The sequence below is a fragment of the Streptomyces endocoffeicus genome, from assembly GCF_016741935.1.
Taxonomy (GTDB): domain Bacteria; phylum Actinomycetota; class Actinomycetes; order Streptomycetales; family Streptomycetaceae; genus Streptomyces; species Streptomyces endocoffeicus.
Genome location: NZ_JAERRG010000004.1, coordinates 173,609 through 193,099 on the forward strand (window position 1 = coordinate 173,609; position 19,491 = coordinate 193,099).

A 19,491-nucleotide genomic window follows, 5' to 3' on the forward strand; every position below is an offset into this window, starting at 1 on the left:
ACCAGCGGCACGGCCCGGCCGCCGTCAGGCCACCGTGCGGTACGACCGTGGTGAGCGGTCGCCGCGCCACCGCCGGACCGGCATCAGCCACCCTCCCCTCTCCCGCCCGGCCGACCGGCCGCCGGGCCCCTCCGCCGCCTCCCGGGCCAGCCGGTGGGTGGCGGCCTCCCGCAGCAGCTCGGCCTCGCGGATCCGGTACAACTCATGGTGCAGCATGGCGTTCTCCCTGGTGACGAGTGGTTTCGTGGAACGCGTCCACTCTCGTCGCCCAGGAGGGCCCGGCACATCGGGAGGCTGCCCGATCTTCGCTTGGGCCAGAGCCTTAGGCGCCCCGCCCACCCGGCTGAGAAGGCCCGAGGAGGGGCCTTAGGGCACCGGCGACCGTGCCGTACCGGCCCGCGCCGCGCCCTCCGCACCCTCCGCGGGCTGCCCCGGCAGTGGCACGGTCACCGCCACCGGTCCGGACGGCGGACTCCCGCCATCGCCCTGGGCGCTCCCCTCGCCGTCACCCTCCGCCTCGATGCTGATCCTCGGCAGCAGCCGCTCCAGCCAGCCCGGCAGCCACCAGTTGGCGCCCCCGAGCAGATGCATCAGCGCGGGCACCAGGAGCGTACGGAGGACGAAGGCGTCCAGGGCGACCGCGGCCGCCAGTCCGATGCCGAACATCGCGATGATCCGGTCGCCGCTGAGCACGAATGCCGAGAAGACCGCGATCATGATGACGGCCGCGGAGTTGATGACCCGGCTGGTCTCGGCGAGCCCCACCCGGACCGCGGTGCGGTTGTCGCGGGTGCGCCGCCACTCCTCGTACATCCGGCTGACCAGGAAGACCTGGTAGTCCATGGAGAGCCCGAAGAGCACCGACACCATGATCACCGGCAGGAAGGGCTCGATCGGGCCCGCCCTGCCCAGCCCCAGCAGTTCGCTCCCCCAGCCCCATTGGAAGATCGCGACCACCACGCCGAAGGACGACGCGACGGCGGCCACATTCATGACCGCCGCCTTGATCGGGATGCCGATGCTGCGGAACGCGAGCAGCAACAGCACACATCCCAGCGCCACCACCACCCCCACGAACAGCGGCAGCTTGCTCACGATCACCGCGGCGAAGTCGTCGTAGCCCGCGGTCAGCCCGCCCACGTAGACCCGCAGCGAGCTGCCCTCCTCGGCCCGGGGCAGCACCTCGGCGCGCAGCCGTCCGACGAGGTCGGAGGTGTCCCGGGACTGCGGTGCCGTCGTGGGGACGACCGTGATGACACCGGTGTCGCCGCCTCCGCCCAGGTCCGCGGCGCTCACCGAGGCCACCCCGTGGATGGTGCGCAGGGTCTCGGGCAGTTGGGTGAAGGCCATACGGTCGTCGGCCCCGTCGATGCTGCCTATCAGCGTCAACGGGCCGTTGAAACCTGGTCCGAACCCCTCGGCCAGCAGGTCGTAGGCCCGTCGCGTGGTCGAGGCCGAGGAGCCGTTGCCCTGGTCCGAGGTGCCCAGGTGGAGCGAGAAGGTGGGGAGGGCGAGCACCGCGATGAGGGCGGCCGCGACCGCCCCGAGGAGTTTGGGGCGGCGCTCGACGTAGAGCGCCCAGCGGGCGCACAGGCCCTGGGACGCCGCGGCCTCCGGACCCCGCTCGGCCAGCCGTCCGCGCTCTCTCCGGCTCAGGGCCCGCATGCCGATCAGGCCGAGCAGCGCGGGCAGCAGGGTGAGCGAGGCGGCGACCGTAAGGGCGACGGTGAGCGCCGCCGCGACCGCCACCCCGTTGAGGAAGGACAGCCGCAGGACGAGCATGCCGAGGAGCGCGAGACAGACGGTCGCGCCCGCGAAGACCACCGCGCGCCCCGAGGTGGCCACCGCGCGCTGGGCGGCCTGTTCGACCGACAGCCCCCGCCGCAGCCCCTTACGGTGCCGGGTGACGATGAACAGCGCGTAGTCGATCCCCACGCCGAGGCCGATCAGCATGCCGAGCATGGGCGCGAAGTCGGCGATCGTCATGGCGTGGCCGAGCAGCCCGATGGCCGCGTACGCGGTGCCGACGCCGATGAGCGCGGTGGCGATCGGCAGCAGCGTCGCCGCGAGCGAGCCGAAGGCGAGGAAGAGCACCACGGCGGCCACGGCGACCCCGATGGCCTCGCTCAGATGGGCGGGCCCGGTCCGCTCGGTGAGCCCGGCGCCCGCTCCGCCCATCTCGACCTGAAGGCCCTTGGCCCCGGAGGCGGCGGAGCGCACCGTGTCGAGCACCCGGCGCACCTCCGCCTCGCCCAGGTCGGCGGCGGGTTCACGGAAGACGATGGTGGCGTAGGCGGTGTGCCCGTCGGCGCTGATCCGGCTGTTGTCACCGGCTTCGCCGAGCCCGCCGGATCCGCCCAACCGGCCGGTGTCTCCGGCGCCGTACGGACCGGTCGCCGAGACGGCGCCGTACGGGCCGGTCACGGAGGCGACGCCGGGCAGGTCCGCCACCCGCCGCAGCGCCGCCGTCATCCGCCGCTCGACCCCTGGTGCGCGTACGGTGCCCGCGCCGTCCGCGGTGTGCCAGACGACGGTGTCGCTGTCCCCCGCCCGGTCCGGCAGCCGCCGCTCCATCAGGGCGGAGACCTTGGAGGAGTCGGTGCCCGGGATGTCGTAGTCGTTGGAGTACGCCGAACCCGTCACGGCCGCCGCCGCGGCGACCCCGGCGAAGGCGGCCAGCCACAGCACGATGACGATGGCGCGGCGCCTGAGACACCAGCGGGCGAGTGCGGCCATGGCTGCTTTCCGGGTCGTGCGCCGGGGGGCGCCGTGATGTGGTTGTGACCTGGCACTCTGCCAGGCAGAAAAGATCCTTTGTCCCCTTTGTGGGCTTCACCACATACGGGAGGGGGAAGTCGGAGAGCATGAATCCTGCCGCGTCCGGAGGCCGCCGCCCGCGTATCGGCATCGGCGGTATGCACATCGAGTCCAGCACCTTCAGCCCGCACCGCGCGGCCTACGGCGACTTCCGCATCACCCGCGGCGCCGAGCTGCTGGACCGCTACGCCTGGACCCGGCCGGACGGCGAGCTGGCCGGGCGCGCCGAGTGGGTGCCCCTGCTCCACGCCGTCTCGCTCCCCGGCGGTCCCGTCGAGCGCGGGACCTACGACCGGATCAAGGGCGAGCTGATCGAGCGGCTGCGGCGGGCCGGTCCGCTCGACGGGCTGGTCTACGACATCCACGGCGCGATGAGCGTGGTGGGCCTGGAGGACGCCGAGGGCGATCTCACCGAGGCCGTACGGGAGGCGATCGGGCCCGACGCGCTGATCTCCGCCGCCATGGACCTCCACGGCAATGTCTCCCGCCGCTTCGCCGGCCGGCTCGATCTGATCACCGCCCACCGGCTCGCCCCGCACGAGGACGCCTGGGAGACCCGCGAGCGCGCCGCCCGCAAGCTGGTGGAGCGCCTGGCCTCCGGCCGGGGCCGCCCGCATCTGGCCTGGGTGCAGATCCCGGTGCTGCTGCCCGGGGAGCGCACCAGCACCCGGCTGGAGCCCGCCAAGTCGCTGTACGGGCGGCTGGCCGCCGTGGAGGCGATGGACGGTGTCGTGGACGCGGCGATCTGGGTGGGCTACGCCTGGGCCGACGAGCCGCGCTGCCGGGCGGCCGTGGTGGTGACCGGCGACGACCCCGTGCTCGCCGTCGAGCAGACCCGCTCCCTGGCCCGCGAGTACTGGGAGATGCGCCGCGACTTCGCCTTCGTCGGCCCCACCGGCGGCGCCGACGAGTGCGTCGCCGAGGCCGTCGCCTCCTCCGCCCGCCCCTTCCTGATCAGCGACTCCGGCGACAATCCCACGGCCGGGGGCGCCGGGGACCTCGCCTATATGCTCGGGCGGCTGCTGGCCAACGAGGACCTGGCCGCCGGCCGCGCCACCGCCCTGCACCCCGGGATCACCGATCCGGCGGCGGTCGCGGAGTGCTTCGCCGCCGGGCCGGGCGCGACGGTCCGGCTGTCCGTCGGCGGCGGGATCAGCCGGGGGACGGCGGACCACGCCGCGCCCTGCGAGCTGACCGGCGAGGTGGTCGCCCTGCGCCGGGACGACCCGGTCGGCGGGGATCTCGCGGCGGTACGGTGCGGGGGCGTCACGGCGATCCTGGTCAGCCGCCGCAAGCCGTTCCACACCCTGGCCGACTTCGGCGAGCTGGACCCGCGCGGCTATGACCTCGTCGTCGTCAAGATCGGCTATCTGGAGCCCGAGCTGTACGCCCTGGCGGCGGACTGGCGGCTCGCGCTCACCCCCGGCGGGGTCGACCAGGATCTGGCGCGCCTGGGCCACCGGCGCCTCGTACGGCCGCTGTACCCCTTCGACGACGAGGGGTTCGAGGTGCCGCATCTGGAGCCGCTGCTGCTCTGAGCGCTCCGCGGGGAGTGGTGCGAGGTGCGGTCGTTCATCCGCGGCCGCGTCGTGGCTGGTCGCGCCCACGCGGCGGAGCCGCATGTCGACACAGCCGCGGCGGAGCCGCACATCGACACGGCCCCGCGCCCCTTCGGGGCGCGGCCGAACCGCACCGGACTTCGGCGAGGCCGCTCAGGAGTGTCCGGCGGGCCTTGGCGCCTGCGGCGGGCTGTTCCCCTCCCCGCCCCTTCCCACAACTGGGGCTCCGCCCCAGACCCCGCTCCTCAAACGCCGGAGGGGCTGGAAGGCGGGACCTCGCCCCAGACCCCGCTCCTCAATCTCCCCCAGCTACCGCTGGGAGGTGCCCCCTGGAGGGGCTGGACGGCGGGACCTCGCCCCAGACCCCGGGGTCCAGGGGCGGAAGCCCCTGCCACGCGGCGGAGCCGCATATCGACGCCGCGGGAAGGGGCGGGGAGGGGAGGGGAACGAAGCCGCCGGGCACCCGTAGGAGCGCATACGACGGCGGCGGGACGCGCTCTCGCGCGACCCGCCGCCGTCACACAGGGACGTACGCCTAGCCGGTCAGCCCTCGACGCCCAGCTTCTCCAGGATCAGCTCGCGCACCCGCGCCGCGTCCGCCTGGCCTCGCGTGGCCTTCATGACCGCGCCGACCAGCGCACCCGCCGCCGCGACCTTGCCGCCGCGGATCTTGTCGGCGATGGCCGCGTTGGCCGCGATCGCCTCGTCCACGGCGGTGCCCAGCGCACCCTCGTCCGAGACGACCTTCAGCCCGCGCTCGGTGACGACCTGGTCCGGGTCGCCCTCGCCCGCGAGGACGCCCTCGATGGTCTGGCGGGCCAGCTTGTCGTTGAGCGAACCCTCCTTGACCAGCGCGCACACCCGGGCGACCTGCGCCGGGGTGATCGGCAGCGCGGTGAGCTCCACGCCGTCCTCGTTGGCACGGCGGGCCAGCTCGCCCATCCACCACTTACGGGCCTGGTCGGCCGGGGCGCCCTCGTCCATCGTGGCCGTGATCAGGTCGATCGCGCCCGCGTTGAGCACCGACTGCATCTCGTGCCGGGACAGGCCCCAGTCCTCGCGCAGCCGGTTGCGGCGCACCCGCGGCAGCTCCGGAAGCCCGCCGCGCAGCTCCTCCACCCATGTCCGGGCCGGGGCGACCGGCACCAGATCGGGCTCGGGGAAGTAGCGGTAGTCCTCGGCCTCCTCCTTGACCCGGCCGGAGGTCGTGGAGCCGTCCTCCTCGTGGAAGTGGCGGGTCTCCTGGATGATCGTGCCGCCGTCGTTCAGCACCGCGGCATGGCGCTGGACCTCGAAGCGGACCGCGCGCTCGACCGACCGCAGCGAGTTGACGTTCTTGGTCTCGGAGCGGGTGCCGAACTTCTCGACGCCCTGCGGGCGCAGCGACAGGTTCACATCGCAGCGCATCTGGCCCATCTCCATGCGCGCCTCGGAGACCCCGAGCGCCTTGATGAGCTCACGCAGCTCGGTCACATACGCCTTGGCGACCTCCGGGGCCTTCTCCCCGGCGCCGACGATCGGCTTGGTGACGATCTCGATCAGCGGGATCCCGGCCCGGTTGTAGTCCAGGAGGGAGTGCTGGGCGCCGTGGATGCGGCCGGTCGCGCCACCCACATGGGTGGACTTGCCGGTGTCCTCCTCCATATGGGCGCGCTCGATCTCGACGCGGAAGACCTCACCGTCGACGTCGACGTCCAGATAGCCGTTGAAGGCGATCGGCTCGTCGTACTGCGACGTCTGGAAGTTCTTCGGCATGTCCGGATAGAAGTAGTTCTTCCGGGCGAAGCGGCACCATTCGGCGATCTCGCAGTTGAGCGCGAGTCCGATCTTGATGGCGGACTCGACGCCGGTGGCGTTGACCACCGGGAGCGAGCCGGGCAGGCCGAGGCAGGTGGGGCAGGTCTGCGTATTGGGCTCGGCGCCCAGCGCCGTGGAGCACCCGCAGAACATCTTGGTCTTGGTGCCGAGCTCGACGTGCACCTCGAGCCCCATCACGGGGTCATAGGTGGCGAGGGCGTCCTCGTACGACACCAGTTCAGTGACGGTCACGGAAAAACTAACCTCTCAGTCCGCGAGGACGTCGTCGTCGCCCATGCGCTTGAGCTCGCGGATGAGCAGGGCGACGCCGGTGACGATGGCGGCGGCCGAGACCACCGCGTCGGCCAGCTGCAGCCTGTCGTTCTCGAATCGGGCCTTCTTGACCTGCTTCGCCACACTGACCGCGCCGAACAGCGAGGTCGCGATGGACAGGTAGGTGCCGGGCCTGGACTTCTTGAAGCCCTTCGCCTTCTTGATCGCACTCATAGGGACGGTGCCTCCTCGATCAGCGGGTGGCCCCACTTGTCGATGAGCACGGCCTCGACCGCGGCACCGACCTTGTAGAGCCGGTCGTCGGCCATGGCGGGGGCGATGATCTGCAGTCCGACCGGCAGACCGTCCTCCGGTGCCAGACCGCAGGGCAGTGACATGGCCGCGTTCCCCGCGAGGTTGGTGGGAATCGTGCAGAGGTCGGCCAGATACATCGCCATCGGGTCATCGGCGCGCTCGCCGATCGGGAAGGCGGTGGTCGGGGTGGTCGGCGAGATCAGCACGTCGACCCGCTCGAACGCCTTCTCGAAGTCGCGCTTGATCAGCGTGCGGACCTTCTGCGCGGAGCCGTAGTACGCGTCGTAGTAGCCGGAGCTGAGCGCGTAGGTGCCGAGCATGATCCGGCGCTTGACCTCCGCGCCGAAGCCCTCCGCACGGGTGAGCGCGGTGACGTCCTCGGCGGACTTGGTGCCGTCGTCGCCCACCCGCAGGCCGTAGCGCATGGCGTCGAAGCGGGCCAGGTTGGACGAGCACTCGGACGGCGCGATCAGGTAGTACGCGGCCAGCGCCTTGTCGAAGGACGGGCAGGAGATCTCCTCGATCTCGGCGCCCAGCTCCCGCAGCAGCTCCACCGACTCGTTGAAGCGCTGCATGACGCCGGCCTGGTAGCCCTCGCCCGCGAACTCCTTGACGACGCCGATCCGCATGCCCCGCACGCTTCCGTTGCGGGCGGCCTCGACGACGGCCGGGACCGGCTCGTCGATGGAGGTCGAGTCCATCGGGTCGTGTCCGGCGATGACCTCGTGCAGCAGCGCCGCGTCCAGCACGGTGCGGGCGCAGGGGCCGCCCTGGTCGAGCGAGGACGAGAACGCCACCATGCCGTAGCGGGAGACCCCGCCGTACGTCGGCTTGACCCCGACCGTGCCGGTGACGGCGGCCGGCTGGCGGATCGAGCCGCCGGTGTCGGTGCCGATGGCGAGCGGGGCCTGGAAGGAGGCCAGCGAGGCGGAGGAGCCGCCGCCGGAGCCGCCGGGGACCCGGGTGAGGTCCCAGGGGTTGCCGGTGTGGCCGAAGGCGCTGTTCTCGGTCGAGGACCCCATGGCGAACTCGTCCATGTTGGTCTTGCCGAGGACGATCACGTCCGCGTCCCGCAGCCGCTGGGTGACGGTCGCGTCGTACGGCGGGATCCACCCGTCGAGGATCTTGGAACCGACCGTGGTCGGGATCCCCTTGGTGGTGAAGATGTCCTTGAGCGCGAGCGGAACACCGGCCAGCGGGCCCAGCTCCTCGCCGCGCTCCCGCTTCGCGTCGACGGCGCGCGCCTGGGCGAGCGCCCCCTCGCGGTCCACGTGCAGGAAGGCGTGCACCTTCTCGTCGACGGCCTCGATACGGGCCAGGTGCGCCTCGGTCACCTCGACGGCGGTGACCGCGCCGGAGGCGATCCTGGCGGCGATCTCGGCCGCGGTGAGCCTGGTCAGGTCGGTCACGGTGGTCACTCCTCCCCCAGGATCTGCGGCACCTTGAAACGCTGCTGCTCCTGGGCCGGGGCGCAGGCCAGCGCCTGCTGCGGGGTCAGGGACGGACGGACCTCGTCCGGGCGCATGACGTTGGTCAGCGGCAGCGGGTGAGAGGTCGGCGGAACGTCTTGGTCGGCGACCTCGGAGACGCGGGCGACCGCGCCGATGATGTCGTCGAGCTGTCCGGCGAAGTGGTCTAGCTCTTCGGCCTTCAGCTCCAGACGCGCCAGCCGGGCGAGGTGGGCGACCTCCTCGCGCGTGATGCCAGGCATGCAGCGATCCTCAGGGTGTGTGTGGAGTGTTTCGGCCCCAATCCTATGGCTCCCGCCGCACCCCGCGCGAAAGGCTTTGGCGCACCAGCGGTGTGCCCCCTGAGGTCTCATCGCCGGGTGCGGCCCGGTGGCCCGGTTGTGCCCACCCGTTCCGCCCCGCGGAACGATTGCCCACAACCGCCTACGTCACCGGCTGATCCGCGTCCTCGTCCGCAGGAGTGGCTTCCTTACTCGACGGCTCCGCCGTCTCGCGGTGCCAGCCGCCCTCACCCCGCGCCCGCAGCCACGCCGTCATCTCGTCCGGCGGCATCGCCGCGGCCACCAGCCAGCCCTGGACCGCGTCGCAGCCCAGATCCCGCAGCCGCTCCCAGGTCTCGTCGTCCTCGACGCCCTCCGCGACCACGAGCAGGCCCAGCGAGTGGGCGAGGTCGACCGTACAGCGGACGATCTCCGCGTCCTCGTTGTCCACGGCCAGCCGGGCCACGAAGGAGCGGTCGATCTTGAGCTCGCTCACCGGCAGCCGCCGCAGATGGACCAGCGACGAATACCCCGTCCCGAAGTCGTCGAGCGACATCTTCACCCCGTGCCCGGTGAGCCCGGCCAGGGTATCGGCGGCCCGCTGCGGGTCCTCCAGCAGGACGTGCTCGGTTATCTCCAGCTGCAGGGCGCCCGCCGGGACCCCGTGCCGGGCCAGCCGCCCGGCGACCGCGCCCGCGAAGCCGGGGGTGTGGACATCGCGCGGCGAGACGTTGACGGCGACGGGCACCTCGAGGCCGTCGGCGCGCCACCGCGCGACCTGGCCCAGGGCCGTCTCCAGGACGTACTCGGTCAGCCGGGGCATCAGCCCCGAGCTCTCGGCCATGGAGATGAACTCGTCCGGCGGCACCCTCCCCCGGTCCGGGTGCACCCAGCGCACCAGGGCCTCCAGGCCCGCCACATGCCCGTCGAAGCCGACCTTGGGCTGGTAGTGCAGCTCGACGTCGCCCGCGTCCAGGGCGCGCCGCAGATCGCCGAGCAGACCGAGCCGGTCGGGGGTGTTGCCGTCCCGCCGCGCCTCGTACAGCTCGACTCCGCTGCGGTCCCGCTTGGCCTGGTACATCGCGACATCGGCGCGGCGCAGCAGCCCCTCGGCGTCCAGGGCGTGGTCGGGGTAGACGGCGACGCCCGCGCTGGCCTCGAGTACCAGCGTCAGCCCGTCCAGGTCGAGCGGGGAGCCGAGGTCGCCGACGAGGACGCGGGCGCTGCGCTGAGCGCTGGTGAGCGAGTCGGTGGTGGGCAGCAGCACCGCGAACTCGTCGCCGCCGAGCCGGGCCACCTCCGCCCCGCGCGGCAGGGCGACCCGCAGCCGCTCGGCGATCTGGAGCAGCAGCCGGTCACCGGCCAGATGGCCCAGGGTGTCGTTGACCGAACGGAAGCGGTCGAGGTCCAGCAGCACCAGCGCGGTCCGGGTGCCGGCCCGCTCGGCCTCGTCCAGCGCGGTCCAGGTGCGCTCCAGCAGCCACTGGCGGTTGGGCAGCCCGGTGAGCGGGTCGCGCAGCTGCTCCTCGGCGCGGACCCGGGCGATCCACAGCGTGGAGTCCAGGGCGATCAGCGGCACGGCGAACAGCGGGAGCAGCAGCGGGGTGTCCCCGGCGACGACCACGATGAGCGGGGCGATGCCGAGGAGCGCGATGCCGACGAGGGCCTGCCGGAAGAGGGCGGTGCGGGCGACGGTGGGCAGTCCGGCGCCGGGCGGGGCGAGGAAGCACCACAGCAGGGCGCGGGTCACCGCGAGATAGACGAAGGCGGCCAGGGCCGTCTGGGGGATGGCGGACACCTGCCAGGTGTCGGTGCGCCAGGGGTGTTCGACGGAGGGGGTGGTGCCGAAGGCGGCGAGGGTGAGGGCGGCCGCGCCCACGCCGAGGATGTCGACCGCGCCGTGCAGGGCGGCCTGCCGCCATCGGTGCCGGCGGGCGGCGCCGACCAGGACGACCACGGCGAGGCTGACCAGCACGGCCGGAATCCAGCCGTAGAGCAGCAGCGCCGCCAGGGTTAACGCGGCCCCGGAGCCGGTGCCGCCCCACCAGCGGTCACGGCCGAGGGCGACCAGATGGCCGACGATGATTCCGGTGAGCACGGCGAGCGACCAGCCCACGGTTCCGTCGGGAAAGAGCGCATTGCCCGCGTCGAGCACTCGGAACACTCCGATACCGAGTGCGAAAGCCGCCATGGCGACCGCGGCGGCCGGCAGCGCGGGCAGCACCGCCCGGCGCAGCCGCGACGCCGGGGCGGCGCTTTCGGTCGGTTTCATACCCGTCCCTCTCACAGCCGGCGGTGCCAGCGCCACGGCGGGCGCACACCTCAACAGTAGGCGGCAGAAGGGGAAGACGGGCAGCGATCGGCGACGGTTCCCCGAATGCCGCCCGACGATCCATGACCTTCTGCTATGCGCTGTAAGGGTGATGCCCGCCGACTGCACCCGGGAAGTGCTCCCAGTCGTAATCCGGCCAGGTTTGGACCCATTGAGCGGACAAGATGGCCGGAGCACTGCGCCGGATGGGTGGAGCGGCTACTCCAGTGGCTACCCAGTGGCTACTCCAACCGCCGCTCCACCGGCCGTCCGTGCTACTCCGCGGACTCTTCCCCGGGCTCTTCCCCGGACTGTTCCCCGGGCTCTTCCCCGGACTCTTCCGGGGGCGTCAACGCGACCTCTCTCGCCGCGTCGGGACCCCGTTCGAGCAGGACGCCAAATCCGTCCTCGTCGAGCACGGGAACCTTCACTTGCATGGCCTTGTCGTACTTCGAGCCCGGATTGTCGCCGACTACCACGAAATCGGTCTTTTTCGAAACCGATCCGGTGACTTTGGCACCACGGCTCTGCAGCGCCTCCTTGGCCCCATCCCGGGTGTACGACTGCAGCGTTCCGGTGACGACGACGGTGAGGCCCGCCAGCGGACGGGGGCCTTCGTCCTCGCCGCCCTCCTCCTCCATCCGGACCCCGGCGCGCCGCCATTTCTCGAGGATCTCGCGGTGCCAGTCGACCGCGAACCACTCCTTGAGCGAGGCGGCGATGGTGGGCCCGACGCCCTCCACGGCCGCCAGCTCCTCCTCGTCCGCCTCGGCGATCCGGTCCAGCGAACGGAATTCCCGGGCCAGCGCGGTGGCGGCCACGGGGCCGACATGACGGATCGAAAGGCCGGTGATGATCCGGGCCAGCGGGCGCTCCTTGGCCGCCTCGATATTGGCCAGCATCGCCAGGGCGTTCTTCTTCGCCTCGCCCTTCTGGGTGGCGAAGAAGGTGACGACCTTCTCCTCACCGGTCTCCGGATCACGCTTGGGCAGTCCGCTGTCCGGGTCCAGTACATACGACCGAATGGGCAGCAGTTGTTCGATCTTCAGGTCGAACAGATCGCCCTCGTCCTTCAGCGGCGGTTCGGCGGGTTCCAGTGGCTGGGTGAGGGCGGCCGCGGCGACATAGCCGAGGTTCTCGATGTCCAGGGATTTCCGCCCGGCGAGATAGAAAATCCGCTCGCGCAGCTGCGCCGGGCAGGACCGGCTGTTGGGACACCGCAGATCGACATCGCCCTCCTTGGCGGGCTGGAGCGGCGTATCGCACTCGGGGCAGGTGGCCGGCATCACGAATTCCCGCTCGCTGCCGTCCCGCAGATCGACGACCGGGCCCAGGATTTCCGGAATGACATCGCCCGCTTTGCGCAGCACCACGGTGTCACCGATCAGCACGCCTTTGGCCTTGACCACATCCTGGTTGTGCAGCGTCGCGAATTCGACCTCCGAGCCCGCGACGGTGATCGGCTCGACCACCGCATAAGGCGTCACCCGCCCCGTGCGCCCCACGCCCACCCGGATGTCCACCAGCTTGGTGTTGACCTCCTCGGGCGGGAACTTCCAGGCGATCGCCCAGCGCGGCGCCCGCGAGGTGGAGCCCAGCCGCCCCTGCAGCGGGATCTCGTCCAGCTTGACGACCGCGCCGTCGATCTCGTGCTCCACCGAGTGCCGGTGCTCGCTCTCGCCGTAGTACGCGATGTACTCGCGCACGCCCTCGATCGAGTCCACCACCGAGAAGTGGGCGGCGGTGGGCAGCCCCCACTCGTGCAGCAGCTCGTACGCCTGCGAAAGCCGGTCGATGTCGAAGCCCTCGCGCGCCCCGATGCCGTGCACCACCATGTCCAGCGGCCGGGACGCGGTGATCTTCGGGTCCTTCTGGCGCAGCGAACCCGCCGCCGCGTTCCGGGGGTTGGCGAAGGGCGGCTTGCCCGCCTCCACCAGCCCGGCGTTCAGCTCCTCGAACCGCTCACGGGGCAGGAAGACCTCGCCGCGCACCTCCACCAGCGCCGGAACGCGGTCGCCCGTCAGCCGGTTGGGGATCTTGGCGATCGTCCGCACATTGGGCGTGATGTCCTCGCCGGTGCGGCCGTCGCCACGGGTCGCGGCTCGGGTCAGCCGCCCCTGCTCATAGGTGAGGTTGACCGCGAGGCCGTCCACCTTCAGCTCGCACAGGAAGTGGTACGAGCCGCTGCCCAGCTCCTTGGCGATGCGGTCCGCCCAGCCGGCCAGCTCCTCGTCGTCGAAGGCGTTGTCCAGGCTGAGCATCCGCTCGCGGTGCTCGACCTCGGAGAACGCCGTGCCGGCAAAAGCAGCCTCGTACGCCCCCGCGACCTTCTGGGTCGGCGAATCCGGCGTACGGAGCGTGGGATGCCCCTCCTCCAGCGCCTCCAGCTCGCGCATGAGCTTGTCGAACTCGGCGTCACTGACGACCGGCGCGTCCTTCACGTAGTACCGGAAGCGGTGCTCCTCGATCTGCTCAGCGAGCCTGGCGTGCCTCTCCCGCACCTCGGCGGGGACCTTCGACTGCTGTTCGCCGGCCACCGTGTCGTCCTCCCGTTACTCAGGGTTGTCCGCGAGCGATCTCGCCGCCCGGACGCAATGGGCCAGCGCGGCGCGGGCGTACCCGGGCGAGGCGCCCGCGAGCCCGCACGACGGGGTGATCACCACCGACTCCGCGAGAGTCGCCGGTGCCAGCCCCAGCCTGCGCCACAGCGTCCTGACACCCCTGACGCTACCGGCAGGGTCCGACAATGGGGTGTCGGTGCCGGGTACCGCGCCGATGAGGAGCGCCGTACCGCCTTCCACGGCTTCTCCGATCGCTTCCTCCTCACCCTCCGTGAGCAGCGACAGATCGAAGGAGATCCCCGCGACGCCCGCGCGCCGCAGCAGCCCGAACGGCACGGCCGGCGCGCACGAGTGCACCACCACCGGCCCGTCGGCCGCCTCCACCAGGGTCCGCAGCGCGCCCTCGACCACGCCCCGGTCCACGGCCCCGTGGGTGCGGTAGCCGCTCGCCGTACGGACGCTCCCGCGCAGCACCGACGTCAGCGACGGCTCGTCGAGCTGGAGCACCACCTCGGCGCCCGGCACCCGGCGGCGCACCTCCGCCAGATGGGCGCGCACGCCCTCGGCGAGCGAGGCCGTGAGGTCCCGGCAGGCGCCCGGGTCGCTCAGCGCGGCCTCGCCGCCGCGCAGTTCGAGGGAGGCGGCCAGGGTCCAGGGCCCGACGGCCGACACCTTGAGCGCGCCCCGATGCCCCTGGGTGAACTCCTCCAGCGCGTCCAGGTCCTCGCCCAGCCAGGAGCGGGCCCGCCGGGTGTCCCGGCCCGGCCGGTCACTGATCCGCCAGCCGCTGGGCTCGACATGCGCGTACAGCTCGATCAGCATTCCGGCGGTGCGCCCGATCATGTCCGCGCCGGGCCCGCGCGCGGGCAGCTCCGGAAGGTACGGCAGTGCCTCCAGCGAGCCGGTGACGGTCTTCGCGGCCTCCCGCGCGTCGCCGCCCGGCATCGATCCGACGCCGCTTGCCGCTCCGCGGGGCCATGGGTGGTGGGTTGTGGTCTTCTCGCTCACCAGCGAAAGGGTAAGCGGTCCGCTGGGGTGGCCCGAGATTCCGGGGTGCCCCGAGATGCGATCGGTCATCTGCGGCGCCGTTGTGGCTGAGCGCGCCGTTCCTCGCGCCCCTGCGGGGCGCCTCCGAACCGCAGCCCCCGCCGCCGCCGAGATGGCTCAGCCTCGTGGGCGGATCTGGAGGTCGGTGATCTCGGCGTCGTGCGGCAGGTCGAGCGCGGTCAGGATGGTCGTCGCCACGGTCTCGGGCGCGATCCAGCGCTCCGCGTCGTACTCCTTGCCCTCCTGCTGGTGCACCTTCACCTGCATCGGGGTGGCCGTGCGCCCCGGGTAGACCGTGGTCACCCGGACGCCGTTGCCGCTCTCCTCCCAGCGCAGCGCGTCGGCCAGCGCCTTGAGCCCGTGCTTGCTGGCGGCGTACGCGGCCCACTGGGCGTTGGCGCGCAGCCCGGCGCCGGAGTTGACGAAGACGACATGCCCCTGGGCGAGCCGCAGCTGCGGCAGCAGCAGCCGGGTCAGCTCGGCGGGCGCCACGAGGTTGGCGGCGAGCTGGCGGTTCCACGCCTTCGGGGTCAGCTCCCCGACCTCGCCCAGATCGACCACTCCGGCGATGTGCAGCAGCGAGTCCAGCCGGTCGGGCAGCGTCTGATGGCCCAGCGCCCAGGACAGCCGGTCCGGGTCGGCCAGGTCGCCGACGACCGTCCGCACCCCCGGGAACCGCTCCGCCAGCTCCTTCGCCCGCCCGGCGTCCCGCGCGAGCAGCCACAGCTCGTCGCCGCGCTCGGCCAGCCGCTCGGTGACCGCCGCGCCGATGCCCGAGCCTGCCCCAGTGATCAGATGCGTTCCCATGCTCCCCAGCTTGCCTCACCGACGGACGCGCCCCGCCGACGGTCCGGGCTTGGCGCGATCCCATGCCAGAAACCCGCGCGGACTTCCCGCCGGGCGCTCCCATCCTGTAACGGGCGCGGCGCTCACTGTAACGGGGCCAGGGTGGTGTGGCGCGGGAGTCCGGCGCTCCGGAGGATCAGGCGGCGAGGGCCGGAACCGGTGCCGGCGGCGGCCCGCCGCAGGACAACTCGAACCACAGCGTCTTGCCGCCGAGGCCGAACGGCTCTTCTCCGATGGCACAGCCGCCCCAGCGGTCGGCGAGGACGTCAAGCATGAACAGGCCGCGCCCCTTCTCCAACTCGGTCGACACCGACTCCGCCGACGGCTTCAGTGGCTCGGGCAGTTCGGGGTTGGTGTCCGTGACGCTGATCCGGAGGACGGGGTGCATCCAGAGCAGGCGCACGGAGGCCCAGTTGTCGGAGTAGCGGACGGAGTTGGTGGTCAGCTCGGACGTTAACAACGCGGCCCGCTCGATGAGTTCACGCAGGCCGTGCGCGGTCAGCACGGCGCGCAGAGTAGCCCGGACGATCCCCGGGCCGCGCGGGTCACGGGGGAAGCGGAGTTCGTACTCCCAGGGCTCGGTGAACAGCAGCGGCGGCGGAAACGGGGTCACGCGGCACCTCCGGTGCGGGGTTTTCGATCGCGGTACGAGGGTGTGTTCGTGGTCGCCGCCACCCGCTCGTTGGAGCGAGAAGCGGGTGGCTTGCCTCACAAACGTAGAGCATCGTGAGTAACTTATGAGTCGACAAACACGAATGAGTGAATCCGTGCTTGGCTCACTAGACCGCCTCTTGGCACCCCTGCCAGACTGACGCCGCGTAACAGAAAGAGGTCCCATGTCACCAAGAAGCGCTCCGACTTGCGGTCAGCGCCGCCTCGCGACAGAACTCCGACGCATGCGCGAACAGGCAGGGATCTCCATCCAGCAAGCCGCCGCCATGCTCGGCGCCGACCGGACAATGATCTCCAACGTGGAGGCGGCGCGGACGAGACTGAGCGAAGAACGGGTCCGCCAACTGGCTTGCAATTACGGATGCGCCGATGAAGCACTCGTCAGTGCGTTGGCATCGATGACAGGAAGCCGTCGGAACGACCACTGGTGGCAGGAATACAAGGGAAAGCTACCGGACGGGTTCCTGGACATCTCCGAGATCGAGAACTACGCCACACGCATCCGTACGGCACAGACGGTGCACCTTCCGGGACTGTTGCAGACCGAAGATCATGCACGGGCACTCTTCGATCTCGTGGTCCCCAAACTGCCGCGTCTGGAGATTGAGCTACGCGTCGCGCACCGTCTTGCCCGTCAAGGCATCTTCGACCGAGAGCATCCCACCCCGTACGTTGGCATCATCCACGAGGCGGCGCTGCGCATGCAGTTCGGCGGGCCAGAAGTGGCTCGGTCGCAGCTTGAGTACCTGGCCGACTCTGCCAGCCGCGACAACATCACACTGCTGGTCATTCCGTTCAGCGCGGGCAGCTTTCACGGCGCCGGACAGTCCGTCCTCTACGCAGAGGGGGCCGTCCCTCAACTCGACACGGTTCAACTGGACTCGGCGTACGGCCCCCACTTCGTTGACTCCCCCACTCCAATCGCCAACTATCGTGCACTGCTGGACCTGATGGAGGGGTCCGCGCTTCCCGCCGACGAGTCGCAGAAGCTCATCCGCTCCATCGCCCGTGAGATGTGAGAGGAGCCGTCAGTGCACGAGCACACCTGGCAGCGGTCGTCCTTCTGCGGCGGCGGCGGCAACAACTGCATAGAGGTCGCCGCCGACGACAGTGGCATAGCCATCCGGGAGAGTTTGGAACCCGGCGCCGTTCTCCATACCGACAGGGTCGCGCTCCGCACGTTCATCTGCGGCGTCAAGCGCGGGCACTTTGACCGGTTGCCGAACTGACACGTGGCTGCCGGAGTGTGCGACGGTCAGACCGGCCTACGCACCGGATATCCCTGGCACCCCCAGATACCCGCAGGCAGTACCCGGGCACCGCGCGGTGAGCGCGATGCCGCGGATGCATGCCTCCAGCGGTACCCGCGTCAGACGGACTCCAGATACGTCATGGCCTCCGCCCCGTTCTCCGCGAAGAAGACCAGCTCGCTCAGCGGCCGGGGCAGGAACCCCTCCTCCTCCATCCGCTGGAACTGCTGCTTCAGGCCGTCGTAGAACCCCGCCGCGTTGAGCAGCACTACCGGCTTGATGTGCAGTCCGTGCTTCTTCAGCTCCAGGATCTCGGTGGCCTCGTCCAGCGTCCCGGTACCGCCGACCATGATCACGACGGCGTCGGCGCGGGCGAGCAGCTGCGCCTTGCGCTCGGCGAGGTCCTTGGCGATCACCATCTCGTCGGCGTTCTCCCGGGCCTTGGCGGCGAGGAACTCCACCGAGATCCCGACCAGCCGCCCCCCGTGCTCCTGCACCCCGTCCGCCATCACCTTCATCAGCCCGACGTCGGACCCGCCCCAGACCAGCGTGTGCCCGCCCTTGCCGATCAGCTCGGCGAATTCGCGGGCGGGGGCGGTGTAACGGTCGTCGAGGTCGGCGGCGGAGCAGAAGACGCAGATATTCATGCGCATCACTTTACGAGCCGGGTCGGACACCCTCGCTGCCTCGCGCCACGGGTCGCGCCGTGCGGCGGATCTTTCCCCTCCCCACCCCTTCCCGTAACCAGGGGCTCCGCCCCTGGACCCCGTGGCCCGGGGGCCAAGCCCCTGCCACGCGGCGCAGCCGCATACCGATGCGGCGGGAAGGGGCGGAGCCCGGATTCCAGGGTCTGGGGCAAGGCCCGTTTCGGAGTCTGGGGCAGAACCCGTTTCGGGGCTCGGGGCAGAGCCCCGCCCCGGTTTCGGGGTCTGGGGCAGGGCCCCAGTTTCGGGGAGGGGCGGGGCGGGGAGCAGCCCGCCGCAGGCGTCAAGACCCGCCGGGCCCCCTGGACGCCCTGTCGCCGCGCCCGGCCTTACCCCCTGCCCACCACGCCGATGTGGGTCAGCACCGCCGCGGCGCCGTCCTCCGCGCCGATCGCGCCGGCGAGCTCGGCCGCCCGGCGGCGGGGGGCGGGTTCGGTCAGGCAGGTCGTGATCGCCGCGGCGAGGGATTCGGCGGTGAGCGTGTCGAGCGGCAGCGGCCGGGGCGCGACGCCGAGTTGGTGGAGGCGCGCTGCCCAGAACGGCTGGTCGGCCATGGCGGGCACCGGCACCGCGGGGACCCCGGCGCGCAGTCCGGCCGCCGTGGTGCCCGCCCCGGCGTGGTGGACGACGGCGGCGGTGCGCGGGAACAGCCAGTCGTGCGGGACGTCGCCGATCGCCAGGACGTCGTCCCCGGTCGCCGTCAGCCCGGCCCATCCCGCCTGCACCACCGCACGTACCCCCGTCCGGGCCACCGCCGCCGTCACCAGCTCGCCCAGCCGCTCGCCCTCGCCCGGCGCCATGCTGCCGAACCCGATGAACACCGGCGGCGGACCGGCCTGGAGGAAGTCGGCCAGCTCGGCCGTGGGCCGCCAGTCCCGGGGCCGGGCGGGCCACCAGTAGCCCGCGACCTCGACCCCGGACGGCCAGTCCGCCGGACGCGGTACGACCAGCGGGCTGAAGCCGTGGAAGACGGGCCGGAGGTCCGCTCCCGTCGTCCGCGAGGTGGCGGGCGGCAGCCCGAGCCGGGTGCGCAGCCCCGCCACGGCGTCCGCCTGGAGCGCTCCGGCGTCCGCCAGCAGCCGCTGCCCCGCCGCCAGATTGCCGTCCGGCCCGAGGTCCTCGGTGCCCGTCGCACCGGCCGGCGGGAACTCCCTTGTGGCACAGACCGGTGCGAGGAAGGTGCCGATGACGGGGGCGCCCGACGCCTCACCGGCCGCCCGGCTGAGCGCCGCCGGGCCGAACGCGGTGAGCACCAGGTCGGCCCCGTCCGCCACCGCCGCCGCCACCCCGTCGGCGAGCCGGTCCAGGAACGCCGCCATCGCCGCCCGTGCCTCCTCCCACGAGGCCGCCCGCGCCCTGGCGCGGATCAACTCCCGTGGATCGCCGGGCAGCGGCCGGTGGTCCAGGCCGCATCCGTCGAGGAGCCCGGCGAAGGGCGGGTGCGCGGCCACGGTCACCTCATGACCGGCCTCCAGCAGGCGCCGCCCCAGGCCCGTGTACGGGGCGACGTCCCCGCGCGAACCGGCGGCCACGATCAGAATCCGCATGTGCTGACCCTCCTCGGCGAGTGCCGCCCGGCGCATACTCGGACGACGGCGTTCGCCACGGAC

General features: G+C 71.9%; 16 protein-coding genes. 3 read left to right on the forward strand and 13 right to left on the reverse strand.

The genetic code is table 11. The features are described 5' to 3' along the window. Positions 1-24: 24 nt before the first annotated feature. Both JK364_RS13340 and JK364_RS13345 read right to left on the reverse strand, forming a co-directional pair. Complete coding sequence (locus JK364_RS13340; protein ID WP_201850990.1) at positions 25-216, reverse strand: hypothetical protein; 192 nt, start codon at positions 214-216, stop codon at positions 25-27. 150 nt (positions 217-366) lie between these two features. Then, positions 367-2,736, reverse strand: a complete 2,370-nt coding sequence (locus JK364_RS13345; RefSeq protein ID WP_201850992.1) for an MMPL family transporter — start codon at positions 2,734-2,736, stop codon at positions 367-369. A gap of 128 nt (positions 2,737-2,864) precedes the next feature. Here JK364_RS13345 and JK364_RS13350 point away from each other — a divergent pair, with 128 nt between their 5' ends. Beyond that, the gene (locus JK364_RS13350) at positions 2,865-4,355 is read left to right on the forward strand and encodes a M81 family metallopeptidase (RefSeq protein ID WP_201850994.1); all 1,491 of its coding nucleotides are present in this window, start codon (positions 2,865-2,867) and stop codon (positions 4,353-4,355) included. A gap of 564 nt (positions 4,356-4,919) precedes the next feature. Here the strand turns inward: JK364_RS13350 and gatB are convergent. The 9 genes from gatB to JK364_RS13395 form a co-directional block, all read right to left on the reverse strand. Next, positions 4,920-6,425 (reverse strand): Asp-tRNA(Asn)/Glu-tRNA(Gln) amidotransferase subunit GatB, encoded by a 1,506-nt coding sequence (gene gatB / locus JK364_RS13355; protein ID WP_201850995.1) that lies wholly within the window; start codon positions 6,423-6,425, stop codon positions 4,920-4,922. A 15-nt stretch (positions 6,426-6,440) separates the two neighbouring features. Further along, complete coding sequence (locus JK364_RS13360) at positions 6,441-6,680, reverse strand: hypothetical protein (RefSeq protein WP_201850997.1); 240 nt, start codon at positions 6,678-6,680, stop codon at positions 6,441-6,443. Next, on the reverse strand, positions 6,677-8,170 hold the full coding sequence (gatA, locus tag JK364_RS13365; protein ID WP_201851000.1) for an Asp-tRNA(Asn)/Glu-tRNA(Gln) amidotransferase subunit GatA: 1,494 nt from the start codon (positions 8,168-8,170) through the stop codon (positions 6,677-6,679). Before gatA ends, JK364_RS13360 begins: the two co-directional genes overlap by 4 nt. 5 nt (positions 8,171-8,175) lie before the next feature. Next, complete coding sequence (gene gatC, locus JK364_RS13370) at positions 8,176-8,472, reverse strand: Asp-tRNA(Asn)/Glu-tRNA(Gln) amidotransferase subunit GatC (protein WP_020868242.1); 297 nt, start codon at positions 8,470-8,472, stop codon at positions 8,176-8,178. 181 nt (positions 8,473-8,653) lie between these two features. Further along, positions 8,654-10,762, reverse strand: a complete 2,109-nt coding sequence (locus JK364_RS13375) for a putative bifunctional diguanylate cyclase/phosphodiesterase (RefSeq protein WP_201851002.1) — start codon at positions 10,760-10,762, stop codon at positions 8,654-8,656. Between the two features lie 314 nt (positions 10,763-11,076). Next, entirely contained in the window at positions 11,077-13,338 is a 2,262-nt protein-coding gene (gene ligA / locus JK364_RS13380) for an NAD-dependent DNA ligase LigA (protein ID WP_201851004.1), read from the reverse strand. A gap of 15 nt (positions 13,339-13,353) precedes the next feature. Next, positions 13,354-14,307, reverse strand: a complete 954-nt coding sequence (locus tag JK364_RS13385) for a methionine synthase (protein ID WP_201851449.1) — start codon at positions 14,305-14,307, stop codon at positions 13,354-13,356. Positions 14,308-14,526: 219 nt separating this feature from the next. After that, complete coding sequence (locus JK364_RS13390; protein WP_044569645.1) at positions 14,527-15,216, reverse strand: SDR family oxidoreductase; 690 nt, start codon at positions 15,214-15,216, stop codon at positions 14,527-14,529. A gap of 175 nt (positions 15,217-15,391) precedes the next feature. Next, complete coding sequence (locus JK364_RS13395) at positions 15,392-15,868, reverse strand: ATP-binding protein (RefSeq protein WP_201851006.1); 477 nt, start codon at positions 15,866-15,868, stop codon at positions 15,392-15,394. 223 nt (positions 15,869-16,091) lie between these two features. On the opposite strand from JK364_RS13395, the gene JK364_RS13400 reads away from it, so the two are divergent. Together JK364_RS13400 and JK364_RS13405 are read left to right on the forward strand one after the other, a co-directional pair. After that, positions 16,092-16,946, forward strand: a complete 855-nt coding sequence (locus JK364_RS13400; protein ID WP_201851008.1) for a helix-turn-helix domain-containing protein — start codon at positions 16,092-16,094, stop codon at positions 16,944-16,946. 12 nt (positions 16,947-16,958) lie between these two features. After that, positions 16,959-17,156 carry a DUF397 domain-containing protein gene (locus JK364_RS13405; protein WP_201851010.1) on the forward strand — a complete coding sequence of 66 codons (198 nt, stop codon included), beginning with the start codon at positions 16,959-16,961 and terminating at the stop codon, positions 17,154-17,156. Positions 17,157-17,296: 140 nt separating this feature from the next. Here JK364_RS13405 and JK364_RS13410 read toward each other — a convergent pair whose 3' ends face one another. Both JK364_RS13410 and JK364_RS13415 read right to left on the reverse strand, forming a co-directional pair. Next, complete coding sequence (locus tag JK364_RS13410) at positions 17,297-17,824, reverse strand: LOG family protein (RefSeq protein ID WP_201851012.1); 528 nt, start codon at positions 17,822-17,824, stop codon at positions 17,297-17,299. A 386-nt stretch (positions 17,825-18,210) separates the two neighbouring features. Further along, on the reverse strand, positions 18,211-19,428 hold the full coding sequence (locus JK364_RS13415) for a glycosyltransferase (protein WP_201851014.1): 1,218 nt from the start codon (positions 19,426-19,428) through the stop codon (positions 18,211-18,213). Positions 19,429-19,491: the final 63 nt, after the last annotated feature.